This is a genomic window from Micromonospora sp. WMMD956 (assembly GCF_029626125.1).
GTDB lineage: Bacteria > Actinomycetota > Actinomycetes > Mycobacteriales > Micromonosporaceae > Micromonospora > Micromonospora carbonacea.
The window spans coordinates 4,041,536-4,053,851 of the sequence record NZ_JARUBI010000005.1; the positions used below are offsets into that span (position 1 = coordinate 4,041,536).

7 protein-coding genes are annotated in these 12,316 nt (G+C 69.5%); 4 read left to right on the forward strand and 3 right to left on the reverse strand.

Annotated elements, in window-relative coordinates; translation table 11 throughout:
• Positions 1–71 precede the first annotated feature (71 nt).
• The 3 genes from O7628_RS18600 to O7628_RS18610 form a co-directional block, all read right to left on the reverse strand.
• The gene (locus O7628_RS18600) at positions 72–470 is read right to left on the reverse strand and encodes an RNase H family protein (RefSeq protein ID WP_278132274.1); all 399 of its coding nucleotides are present in this window, start codon (positions 468–470) and stop codon (positions 72–74) included.
• Between the two features lie 431 nt (positions 471–901).
• Positions 902–1,459, reverse strand: a complete 558-nt coding sequence (locus O7628_RS18605; RefSeq protein WP_278132276.1) for a hypothetical protein — start codon at positions 1,457–1,459, stop codon at positions 902–904.
• A gap of 87 nt (positions 1,460–1,546) precedes the next feature.
• Positions 1,547–2,062, reverse strand: coding sequence for a DUF4352 domain-containing protein (locus O7628_RS18610; RefSeq protein WP_278132278.1), 516 nt, complete (start codon positions 2,060–2,062; stop codon positions 1,547–1,549).
• Between the two features lie 98 nt (positions 2,063–2,160).
• Here O7628_RS18610 and O7628_RS18615 point away from each other — a divergent pair, with 98 nt between their 5' ends.
• From O7628_RS18615 to O7628_RS18630, 4 genes are all read left to right on the forward strand, one after another.
• Complete coding sequence (locus O7628_RS18615) at positions 2,161–4,086, forward strand: N-6 DNA methylase (RefSeq protein WP_278132279.1); 1,926 nt, start codon at positions 2,161–2,163, stop codon at positions 4,084–4,086.
• The gene (locus O7628_RS18620; protein ID WP_278132281.1) at positions 4,083–4,970 is read left to right on the forward strand and encodes a hypothetical protein; all 888 of its coding nucleotides are present in this window, start codon (positions 4,083–4,085) and stop codon (positions 4,968–4,970) included. Before O7628_RS18615 ends, O7628_RS18620 begins: the two co-directional genes overlap by 4 nt.
• A gap of 169 nt (positions 4,971–5,139) precedes the next feature.
• A complete protein-coding gene (drmD, locus tag O7628_RS18625) occupies positions 5,140–8,283 on the forward strand; it encodes a DISARM system SNF2-like helicase DrmD (RefSeq protein ID WP_278132282.1) in 3,144 nt (1,047 codons plus the stop codon).
• Positions 8,280–12,293: a type IIL restriction-modification enzyme MmeI gene (locus O7628_RS18630; protein ID WP_278132285.1), complete on the forward strand. Its 4,014-nt coding sequence runs from the start codon at positions 8,280–8,282 to the stop codon at positions 12,291–12,293. The genes drmD and O7628_RS18630 overlap by 4 nt, the downstream gene beginning before the upstream one ends.
• Positions 12,294–12,316 lie beyond the last annotated feature (23 nt).

Sequence of the window (12,316 nt, forward strand, 5' to 3'; positions counted from 1 at the left end):
CACCTTCTCTTTGGAGGAGAATCCGGGTCCAGGCATCTACGCTGATCCGACTTGGCTGCTGGGGGGTTCGGTCAGCGGGCGAGGCTGGCGTGCCAGTCCGACAGGAAAGCGTCGGCCAGGGCGTGTGCCCTCGGGCGTACGTCGAAGCTCTCGCCGACACGACGGCGGGCCATCTGGGACAAGCCGTCGGCGGCCTCGTTAAGGGGGTGCCCGCTGTGCCCCTTGACGTGCTGGAAAGACAGGTCGGGCCGACGGCTGACTGCCTCGGCGAGCCGGACCAGCGTCGGCTGCTCGGCCGACCGGCGCTGCCGCAGGTCGTAACCGGCCGGCATCGCGGACACCTCACCGGCCTGCCAGCGATGCAACCAGCGTAGGGCGATGGCGTTGTCCACCAGCACCGTCATCCCCGCAGGCGGTTCCGCGTATGCCGAGAGCAGGAAGTCGACCGCCCGCAGCTCGTTGACCAGCACCTGGAGGCCCCGGTTGGGTCCTGCCAGCCGGTGCCCCGGCCGCGCAGACCGTAGTGGCCGTCACTGACCACGTACGCGATGCCGCCGGCGCGGTCCTTCCAGCTGGCGTCGGTCGCGGCGACGACCGGCGTGGCTGCCGTAGTCCAGCGGCCGATCCGGCCGCGGCCCCGCTGCGGGTCTGGTTGCGGCGGGCAGGGTGTGCCGTGCGTGGCAGCGAGCCGTTCGGCGTTCCGAAGGAGCTGCTCAGCTGAGTCGAGCTCGTCGTATTGGACTGCGGTGAGTACGAGGACCGCCGTGTCGGCGATAGCCTGACAGTCGGGGCAGGCGTTGCGGCGAACGTATTCCCGCAGCGGCAGGGCGCGGGCGTGTAGCGGATCGGGGAGCAGGTGCAGGGCGCGGTGAAACTCGTCGGGACGCACGACGACCTCCCCTCAGAACTCGGCGACATCGGTGACGACGGCGGTCAGGGTGTCGCCGGAGCGCTTGGTGCTGGCCATCTCCTCCTGTTGCACTGAGGCGGAGTCACCGGTCACCTCAAAGGTGTTGATGATCGGGTCTTCGGCGCCTTTGACCTGGTAAGTCACCTCGTAGGTCCTGCTCGGATCCAGGTCGGCGGTGCCGCGGTAGGCCACGTCGATTCGATAGGTCACATTGCAGCCGGCGCTGCCGAAGCACTGCTTGCGCAGGATCTTCACCTTGAGCGCGATGTCCCTCTTGGTCAGTGTGGCGTATCGGGGGAGCGTGGGTGCCGTCGTCACCGAAGCGGTGGTCGGCACTGCCGCAGGCGGCGCGCTGCTGGTCGGAGTGGTGGCCATCGCCGGACCGATGCCGACTTTGGTATCGGTCGAGTCGTTGCCCAGCGCGGCGACTCCGAGACCACCGATGCTGAGGGCGATGACGAGGGCGATGCCGCTGACAACCAAGGCGCGGCCCCGGGAGGGCTTGGTGATGGTCGGGATGGGCGGTGGCGGGCCAGGGGGTTGGGTCATGGGCGATTTCCTCCATGAGCAGGTGTGGTCAACGGTGGTGCGGGCGGGCTGCGGGCGCGCCCGCACCAGCTCGGTGCGGATGGCGGATCAGCTGAGCGCGACGGTCACGCCGCCGGAGAACGGCGAGTCGTGCAACTCGAGCTTGGTGAGCTTCACGTTCTTCGGGATGTCGAAGACCACCACGCCGCTGACCTGGTTGCCGGGGTTGATGTCGTTGAGGAACGTCTCGGCGTTCTTGTTGGCGTAGATCGCGGCACCGTTGTCGGCGGAGTATTCGGTACCGTCGGCGGCGTACGCCTTCTGGCTGCTGCCGTCGAACATCTGCGCCTCCTTGCCGATGTTCTTGACGTTGATGGTGACCAGGCAGAACTGGCCCTGCGCCTTGGCTCCGAGGGGGTCGTTGCCGACCTTGGCGACGCCGCACTTCGACGACTTGACGGTGAACTCGAACTTGCCGTCCCGGGCCGGCTGGCCGATGGTCGCGGTCTTCGGCTTGTCGTCTCCCTTGGCACCGACGGCGTCGGTGCTGTCGGTGCTGCCGGCACCGCACCCGAGGGCGACGAGAGCGGTGGCAATGAGAGTGAAAGAAGTGGTCTTACGCATCGAGATCCTCCTGCGGTGAAGTCGCGGCGTCAATCAGAGCACTCTCTGTGAATGCTGTCAACGGAGCTACTGCTTGACAGGTGTGGCACACTGCGAACGTGCAGGAGACACCGACAATCACGGCAGCGGAGATCGCCCGGATCGCCGGGGTTGGTCGTGCCGCAGTCAGCAACTGGCGTAAACGACATGCGAACTTCCCCACCCCGGTGGGCGGCACCCCGGCCAGCCCCGAGTTCGACCTGACCCAGGTCGAACAGTGGCTTCGCGCCCAGGGCAAGCTTCCGGAGCTGGCGACCGTCGACCGGCTCTGGCGGCACCTCGCCACCGCGATCCCATCACCGGCCGTCGGCTTGGCTACCGTTGGTCATCTACTGCTCGCCCGACACCGTGGACAACGCAGCCGCGCAACCGACCCGCAGTTGGTGCCGCTACTGCCCGACCTCGACGCCCTGGTCGAAGAGCTCGGGCCGCAGGGTGCCTTCGACGCGCTGTGGCAACGGTTCTCCGCTCCCGGGCCGGGCCGCCCCTTCGCCACTCCGGACGACGTGACCGACCTGATGGTGGCGCTCGCGGACGTCGATGGCAGCGCCGTCCTCGATCCGGCAGCCGGCTCCGGTGCCGTCCTGCGTGCCGCCGTCCGCGCCGGCTGCGCCTCCGCCCACGGGCAGGAGCTTGACGAGGGCCTGGCCCGGCTCGCCGGTCTGTGGCTCTCCCTGCGCGACGTACCCGGGGAGGTCAGCACCGGTGACTCCCTGCGCGCCGACGCGTTCACTGGCCGCACTTTCGACGCCGTCGTCTGCCACCCGCCCTTCGGTGTCACCAACTGGGGAGACGACGAGCTGGGCCACGACCCACGCTGGATCGTCGGCAGCACGCCACGTACCGAGCCGGAGCTGGCATGGGTCCAGCACGTTCTCGCCCATCTGCGCGTCGAGGGGCATGCGGTGCTGCTCATGCCACCCACCGTCGCCGGGCGTCGAGCCGGCAAGCGGATTCGCGCCGAGCTGCTTCGCCGGGGGCATTTACGTGCCGTCGTCGCACTTCCGCCCGGCGTGGCCGCACCGCACAACGTCCCGCTGCACCTGTGGGTGCTGCGGCGGGCGACACCGGAGGCGCCACCGCCACAGCGAGCGCTGCTGGTCGATGCTGCGGCAGGTGAGCCGAATGTCACCTATCCGCGGATCCTGGAGGTGTGGCGGGCGTTTGTTGCCGCGCCGGATGCCGAACTCGAGGAGCCGGGATTCGCCCGCGCCGTGCCGGTGATCGACCTGCTTGACGAAGAGGTCGACATCACCCCCGTCCGTCGGCAGCCCACGGTCACCGGCGGGGACACGGGCGTACAACTGGCCAACGTCCAGCAGCGTCTGGCCGCCGCCGTCGGTAACCTGCCGGCGCTCGTGCCACGGGTGACACCCGTGGACGACAGCAGGCCCGCACCGGAGACCATGACCGTCGCCGAACTGGCGCGTAGCGGCGCACTGCAGATCATCGGACCGGTACGGACCGGGTACTCGACGGAGCGGGACGGCACCACCCCGGGCGAAGGGCCGCCAACTGTACTCACCGGCCAGGACGTTGTCAGCGGGATCGAGGCGTCCGGCCACGACAACGGCAGCCTGGCCGAGCGCATCGACCTGCAGACCGGTGACGTCATCGTCCCGGTGGCGGCCCGGCGGTTGGCCTCCCGGGTCATCACCAGGGGCGGACTACTGCTCGGCCCGGGTCTCTTCCTGCTCCGTCCCAATCCGGCCGCTCTGGATCCGTGGTTCCTCGCCGGGCAGTTGCGCAGTACCGCCAACGACCGGCAGGCCACCAGCCTGTCGGGCACGAGGATCGACGTCCGCCGTGCCCAGATCCGGCGTCTTCCCCTTGAGGAGCAGCGAGCCCACGGCGAGGTGTATTGCCGGCTGACCGACTTCGAGTCGACGGTACGAGAGGTCACGGCGCTCGGCGGCGATCTCGTTCGACTTACTGCTGACGGCTTGGCGGGCGGTCTGCTGCTGCCCGAGCGAGACGAACGATGATCGGGCTGGTGCACGTCGGCGGCGGGCAGAACGGTGAGCCGGTCAAGCTGCCGCACGGCGCATCCCCCTTCGACCGGGGCGTAGTCGAGGGCGGTCTGACTCCGGGGGAACGCGACTGGTTCCGTCGGCAGCGCCGAGAGCGGGCGCAGTCGTCGGTTTGCCGGTATGCGGACGTGACCGAGCTGACGGACCAGCACCGCATTCCCGTCGACCTGACGCGATGGGCGCAGCTCGGCGAGCACCTCCCGGTCCCACCGGGCGCGGGGCCGGTGCCGGTGAGCCGGCGTGACGTCACGGAGGTCGCGCGCCATTGCCGGGAGAACCGGGTGTGGTTGCCGTTGCTGGCCGCCTCCTTCGCCTGGGGTTGGGGGCGGCGAGGCTTCGGCCCGACCCGCCTGACCTGGATCCTGCACGGCAACACCCGTTGGCCGGCGCCTCCACCAGGGGAGGTCGAGCGCCGCCTCGCCCACGCCGTCGACGTCCTCGACCACGAAAGCGCCTGGTCGGCCTACCGGTACCTCGCGGAGGAGGACAAGGTCTGCGGTCTAGGCCCTGCCTTCTTCACGAAGTTCCTCTACTTCGCCGGCCGGGCCGGCGATCGCCGGCCCGGGGCGCTGATCCTAGACGACCGGCTGGCGGGACGAATGCGGGGTTTCTGGCTGCGCCGCGCCGACGAGACGTACGCGGCACAGGGGAAATCCCCGCACCGGCTCTGGCGAGGATCGGTGTGGTCGCCGTACCGCTATCACGTCTATCTCGCCTTCCTCGGTCGTGCGGCTGTCCAACTGGCAGAGGACGGTGAGCAATGGACACCCGAGCTGGTAGAACTGCTGCTCTTCCGCAGTGATCCCGATGCGACCGGGGCCGAGTTGTCGTTCAGCTGACTGCATGGTCCCGTTGACCGGACCGAAACAGGGTGATCCTCTAGTCACCTGCAGATGGGCCGTAAAGAGAACAAACAACCCTTTCAGGGGACCCTCCGTCATCGTGGGCGGACGTAGGGTCGCGGGGTTCACGTGGGGGCGATACGAACATGGGAGCACCATGCCGAGCATGACGTCGGCCAAGACCGACGAACTGGCGGTCAGCAAGCTGGTCGCAGTGCGGGGCCAGCGCTGGGTTGTCAGCAACATCGAGCCGTCCGGGCAGTGCACGCTGGTCACACTGCAGAGCGTCGAGGACGGCCGCTACGGTCACACCCTCGACGTCATCTGGGAAATCGAACCGGGCCGCCAGGTGCTGCCCAGCGGCTCACTGCCCCAGGTCACCGGGGACGCGTTCGACTCGCCGCAGCGGCTGGCGGCGTTCCTCGATGCGGTGCGCTGGTCCGCCGTCACCTCGGCCGACGTGAAGACGCTGCAGGCGCCGTTCCGTTCCGGCGTCGCCATCGAGGACTACCAGCTCGAACCGGTCGCCCGGGCGGTCGACGCGCCGCGGGTCAACCTGCTGCTCGCCGACGACGTCGGCCTCGGCAAGACCATCGAGGCCGGGCTGGTCGCCCAGGAACTGCTGCTGCGGCACCGCGCCCGCCGCATCATGATCGTCTGCCCGGCTGGCCTGACGTTGAAGTGGCGCGACGAGATGGCCGAGAAGTTCGGTCTCGACTTCACCATCGTCGACTCCGAGCGCTGCGCCGCCGTGCGCCGCAGCCACGGCTCGGCGGCCAACCCGTTCGAGGTCCATCCGCTGAGCATCGTCAGTTTGCCCTGGCTGCGCGGCCAGAAGGCGCAGCGACTCCTCGACGAGGTGCTGCCCGCCGACGGCCCGACCTACCCGCGCACCTTCGACCTGCTCATCCTCGACGAGGCACATCACGTCGCCCCGGCCGCGCCCAAGCAGATCTACGCCGTCGACTCACAGCAGACCAAGCTGATCCGCCGGCTCGCCCCGCACTTCACCCACCGGCTTTTCCTCTCCGCGACCCCGCACAACGGCTACCAGGCGTCTTTCACCGCGCTCCTGGAGATCCTCGACAACCAACGGTTCGCCCGTGGCGTCAAGCCCGACCCGAACGCGGTCCGGGACACCGTCGTGCGCCGGCTCAAGCGCCACATCGAGAAGCCGGACGGCACGCCCCGCTTCGTCGAACGCCAGGCGTCCGCGATCCCCGTCGCGTACCCGGAGGACGAGCGGCAGATCCACGCCCTGCTGACCCACTTCGCCGAGCTGCGGCGCAAGCGCCTGCACTCCCGACGCGGCCGCAGGGCCACCGACCTGGTGACGCTGCTGCTCAAGAAGCGGCTTTTCTCCAGCCCGGCCGCGTTCGCCCACACCGTCCGCGTCTACCTCGACACCCTGGCCAACCGGAAGGGCTCTCCCAGCCTGGCCGCCGGCGACGACGTGCCGGAGTGGATGGACGAGCTCATGGAGGACATGGCCACCTACGACGACGAGCAGCTCGCCGAGGCGGAGGACGACGCGCTCGACCGGGTCCGCCCGATGCAGCCGGACCCCACCGACGACGAGACGGCCCTGCTGCGCAGGATGCTCGACTGGGCGGAACGGAAGGAAGCCCGGCCCGACGCCAAGGCCCGCGAGCTGATCACCTACCTGACGGCGATCTGCCGCCCCGACGGCCGGCACTGGACCAACGAACGCGTCGTCGTCTTCACTGAGTACCGCGACACCCAGGCGTGGCTGGCCGACCTGCTCCGGCAGGAGGGCATCGGCGGCGACGGGCTCGCGCTGCTGCACGGCGGCACCCCCGGCGACGAGCGGGAGCAGATCCGGCTGGCGTTCCAGGCCCAGCCGAGCGAGCGTCCGGTGCGGATCCTGCTCGCCACCGACGCGGCCAGCGAGGGCATCGACCTGCAGAACCACTGCCACCGGCTGGTCAACTACGACATCCCGTTCAACCCCAACAAGCTGGAGCAGCGGATCGGCCGCATCGACCGGTACGGGCAGCAGGTCGCCCCGGAGATCCAGCACTTCGTCGGCACCGGCTTCGGCAGGCCGGTCGACGCGTTCGAGGCCGACCTGGAGTTCCTGTCGCGGGTCGCCACGAAGGTGGCCCGGATGGAGGAGGACCTCGGCTCCGTCAACGCCGTCCTCTCCGACGCGGTGCAGCGACGGATGCTCGGTGAGCAGGTCAGCGTCGACATCGACCAGGCCGGCAGGAACAGGGCCGGCGGCGGTTTGCCCGTCGAGTCCAACCTGCGCGAGCAGGTGCGCCGGTTGCGAGCCGACCTGGACCAGACCGTCGAGGAGCTCGGTATCACCCCGACGGCGGTCAAGCGGGTCGTGGACACCGCCCTGGAACTGGCCCGCCAGCAGAAGCTCCAGCGGCACGTCGACGACAGGCACCTGCTCGACGGCCTCTACACGGTGCCGCCGCTGACCGGCTCCTGGCAGCGCGCCGGCGCCGGGCTCACCGCCAAACTCGTCGACGGCGACGAGCCGCCCCGCCAACTGCCGGTCACCTTCGACCCGCAGGTGGCCAGGCAGGACCGCGACGGCATCGTCCTCGCCCACCTCAACCACCCTCTGGTGGCCATGTCGACCCGGCTGCTGCGCGCCGCCGTCTCCAACCCCGACATCGGCCTGCACCGGGTCACCGCCGTGGTCAGCGACGACCCCGTGCTGGAGGACGTGCTGATCGGGGCGTACTCCCGGTTCGTGCTGGTAGGCGCGGACGGCGTCCGCCTGCACGAGGAGGTCCTGCACGCCGGCGGCTGGGCCCCCGAGCAGGGCCGCTTCCGCCGCCTGGAGAACCTCGGCACGCTCAAGGCCATCCTCGACCGGGCGCTGACCGCCGGCACCCCCGCCGCCCCGGTCGTGCGGGCGCGGCTCGCCGAGCGCTGGCCCCGCGTCAGCGGCGGCCTGCTGTCGGCCATCGAGTGGCGCACCAGGGCCCGGCAGGAGGCGCTGGAACGCAAGCTCGCCCAGCGGCAGGAGGCCGAGCGGCAGCGCATCGTCCACAACCTCGACCAGTTCGCTGCCGCGCTGCGCGGCGCGCTCGACGCCGACGACAGCGAGACCGAACAGGCGCTGATCAGCCGCGCCGAGGCGAGCAAGAGCAAGGAAGAACTCACCCAGTACCGCAGGGACCGCCAATCCTGGAAGGACCGGCTGTTGGCCCTCGAAGCCGAGCGCGACCGCGAACTCGAAGCGGTCGCCGCCCGCTACCGCGACCCGAAGGACCACAGCTTCCCGGTGGCCGTGGTCTGCGTCGTACCGAAGCGGGAGGCCACCCGATGAGCCGCACCTTCCGCCGCCCCGCCCCCGACGGCGTCGAACAGCACCGCAACTGGCTGAGCCTGGTCGAGGTCAGCGGGCCGTTCCTCAGCCTGCCGGTGCTGCGCCGCACCTGGCCCACCCTCGACACCCTCGACCGGCGCGGTCGCGACCGGCTGCGCCAGCAGCACACCACCTGGCAGGCCGACACCGTCGCGGGCCAGGCCGACTGGATCGGGTACGTGCTGGACGAGCTGCTCGGCTGGGGCGACGCCCGGCACACCGACGGGCTCGACGCGCTCGCCCACACCGTCGCCGAGCACGACACCGAGCTGCGGCCGTCGTTCGTGCTGGTCAAGCCGGGGGAGGCGGTCAAGCCTGACGGCGTACGGCTGATCGGCCTGGTCTGCCCGTCTGGCCAGCAACCGACCGCCCGGATCACGGGCTCCACCTGGGCCGCTACGCCCGCCGACCGGCTCGCGCTGCTGTGCCGGCACCACCGCGTCGAGCTGGGCCTGGCCACCGACGGACGCTGGTGGACCCTGGTCTGGGCGCCGCGCGGCGGCGTCACCACCACCGCCACCTTCGACGCGGTGGCCTGGCCGGAGGCGGCCGAGCGGGACGTGGTCCGGGCCTTCGTCTCGCTGCTGTCCCGGCACCGCTTCTTCGGCGTGCCCGACGCCGAGCGGTTGGTGCCGCTGCTGCGGGACAGCCTCGGCAGCCAGGAGGAGATCACCGAGGCGCTCGGTGTCCAGGTCCGCCAGGCCGTCGAGCTGCTCGTCGCCGCGATCGGCCGCACCGACGTACGCGAACGGGACGCCGGCGGACCCGGCCTGGCCCACGTGGAGGCCCACGAGGTCTACCGGGGCGCTGTCGCGGTGATGATGCGCATCGTCTTCCTGCTCTTCGCCGAGGAACGCAGGCTGCTCCCCGCCGACAACGAGCTGTACGCTGCGGCGTACTCCGCTGGGCGGCTCTGCGCCGAGCTGGAACAACGGGTCACCGAGGGCAGCGAGGAGGACCTGGAGCACAGCTCCGCCGCCTGGCACCGGCTGCTCGCCCTGTTCACCGCCGTCTACCACGGCATCGACCACCCCCGGCTCACCCTGCACGGCCACGACGGCTCGCTGTTCGACCCGAAGCGGTACGACTGGCTGCCGCTGGCCATCGACGACCGGACCGTGCTGCACATGCTCCGCTCGGTGCAGTACGTCCAGGTCGGCACCGGCCGCTCCCGGGAACGCCGCACCGTCAGCTTCCGCACCCTCGACGTCGAGCAGATCGGGTACGTCTACGAGGGCCTGCTCTCCTTCGAGGGCTTCCGCGCCCAGGACGTCACCGTCGGGCTGATCGGCAAGGAAGGGCTGGAGGACGAGGTCGCCCTCGCCGACCTGGAGACGCTGCGCGAGCGCCACCCCGACGTGGCGTCACTGGCCAAGGCGCTCGCCGAGCGGCACAAAGATTCCAAGATCGGCTCTCCGGCGGCGCTGGCCAAGAAGCTCGTCCCCCTCGACGGGGCGGAGCGCGAGGAGGCCCGCAGAAAGCTCCTCGCGGTGACCGGCGGCGACTACCCGCTCTCGGAGCGGCTGCTGCCCTTCCACGGCATCATCCGTGCGGACCTGCGCGGCCTGCCCGTGGTCATCCTGCCCGGCGCGCTCTTCGTCACCGAGTCCGCGCTGCGCCGCAACACCGGCACCCACTACACCCCGCGCTTCCTCGCGGAAGAGGTGGTCGAGGGCGCGCTCGAACCGCTGGTCTACGAGCCCGGCCCGCTGCAGACCGCCGACAGGGCACAGTGGAAGCCGAAGTCCAGCAAGGAGATCCTCGCCCTCAAGGTCGCCGACATCGCCATGGGCTCGGCGGCGTTCCTCGTCGCGGCGGCCCGCTACCTCGCCGGCCACCTCATCGCGGCCTGGTCGCGGGAGGGCGACGAGGTCGCGCTCGCCTACCAGCAGCGCGACGCCGACCGCACGGTGGACGCCGACGACGACCCGCTCGTCGTCGAGGCCCGCCGGCAGATCATCGAACACTGCCTGTACGGGGTGGACATCAACCCGATGGCCGTGGAGATGGCGAAGCTGTCCCTCTGGCTGGTCTCCATGGACCCGCACCGCCCCTTCACCTTCCTCGACGACCGCCTCGTCGCCGGCGACGCGTTGCTCGGCCTCGGCAACGCGGCGACGCTGCCGGGCAAGGCCGCCCGCGACCTGCGGCTGGAACGCGACCTCGCCGAGGCCCGGAAGCTGCGGCAGCAACTCGCCGACCTGCCGGACCGCGCGGACACCCTGTCCGAGAAGCGGCGGCTCCTCGACGAGGTACGCACGGTGCGGCAGCGCGCCGACGCCTACGCCGACCTGGTCGTGGGCGCGCAGCTCGCGTCGGTCAAACGCGGCCGGGACCAGGTCGTCATCGCCGAACGGGTCGGCGCGCTGGCCCAACAGTTGGCCAAGGGCGGCGACGTGGAGTTGCTGCTCCAGCAGGCACGCGCCTGGCTGGCCACCGACCAGCCGGACGGCGGATTCGACCGCGACCCGCTGCACTGGCCCCTGGAGTTCCCGGAGGTCTTCGAGCAGGGCGGCTTCGACGCCATCATTGGCAACCCGCCTTTTCTCGGCGGCAAGAAGATCAGTGGCCCGTTGGGTACAGCGTACCGGGAGTGTCTCGTTACGGTACTCGGGCGAGGCGTCAAGGGGAACGCCGATCTGGTTGCTTACTTCTTGCTGCGGGCGCACGACCTGCTCAACCCCGGGGGGCAGACCGGCCTGATTGCTACCAATACCCTTGCTCAGGGTGACACCCGGGAGGTCGGGCTCGATCAAGTGACTGCCGGCGGTGCAGCCCTCCGGAAGTCGATCAAGAGTAAGCCGTGGCCATCTCCGTCCGCCGCACTCGAATACTGTGCCGTTTGGACGAGTCGCGCGACGGTCAGTGCGAACGCCGAGCGTGTCGCGGACGGCGTCATCGTCAAGGGAATCACGTCGTCCCTGGCCCCCGTCACCCGTACTGCGGGAAATCCCCACCGACTTGTGGCGAATGAGCGAGTGGCCTTCATTGGCTCGTATGTCTTGGGTATGGGATTCGTCATGGAGCCTAGTCGGGCCGAGGAGTTGATCTCCGTGGACTCGCGTAACCGTGAAGTTCTGTTTCCCTATCTCAATGGGAAGGACCTTAACTCTCGCCCTGACTGCTCGGGAAGTCGATGGGTGATCAACTTCTTTGACTGGCCGGTGGAGCGGGCTCGTTGGTTTCGAGAAGTGTTCGAAATCGTGGAGCGAGAGGTTCGACCCGAGCGTCAGCGGCGTAAGGCTGATGGTACTTTCGTTCTCCGAAAGCCCTTGCCTGAGAAATATTGGCAGTATGCAGAAAAGCAACCGGCAATGCAGCAGGCGATTGCCGGGCTGAATCGGGTTGTCGTGCTAGCGCAGGTGAGTAAGACTGTTCTGCCGTTGTTGGTGCCGACGGGCCAGGTCTTCGCGAATAAGATTGTTGTGTTCGCGGTGGACGACACGGCGATGCTGGCTCTGCTTTCAAGCGCCCCGCACTACTGGTGGACCACCAGCCGTAGCTCCACGATGAAAGCCGACCTAAGTTATTCGCCGTCGGATGTGATCGCGACGTTTGCGTTGCCGGAGTTGACGGCCGAGCTGCGGGCGTTGGGTGACCGGCTCGACACGTACCGGCGGGACGTGATGTTGAGCAGGGACGCCGGGCTGACGGCTACGTACAACCTGGTCTTTGATCCGGGCTGTCAGGACGACGACATTGTGGAGTTGCGGCGGATCCACCGGGACATCGACGTGGCGACCTGCCGGGCCTACGGCTGGGACGACCTGGTCGAGGAGGGCCTCGACCACGGCTTCCACAAGGCCGGGGCCTACGTCCGCTACACCGTCGGCCCGGCTGTCCAGCGGGAGATCCTCGACCGGCTGTTGGAGCTGAACCACGAGCGCTACGCCGAAGAGGTCGCGCAGGGCCTGCATGACAAGAAGAAGTCCGGCCGCAAGCCGCCGTCCGGCCCCGCGACCCTGTTCTGATCCGCGTACCCCTCCCGGAGGCT

Excerpts from the sequence above, each read along its gene's own strand:
- O7628_RS18605 (WP_278132276.1), bottom strand. The coding sequence starts at position 1,459 with ATGACCCAACCCCCTGGCCCGCCACCGCCCATCCCGACCATCACCAAG.
- O7628_RS18610 (WP_278132278.1), bottom strand. The coding sequence starts at position 2,062 with ATGCGTAAGACCACTTCTTTCACTCTCATTGCCACCGCTCTCGTCGCC.
- O7628_RS18620 (WP_278132281.1), top strand. The coding sequence starts at position 4,083 with ATGATCGGGCTGGTGCACGTCGGCGGCGGGCAGAACGGTGAGCCGGTC.
- drmD (WP_278132282.1), top strand. The coding sequence starts at position 5,140 with ATGACGTCGGCCAAGACCGACGAACTGGCGGTCAGCAAGCTGGTCGCA.
- O7628_RS18630 (WP_278132285.1), top strand. The coding sequence starts at position 8,280 with ATGAGCCGCACCTTCCGCCGCCCCGCCCCCGACGGCGTCGAACAGCAC.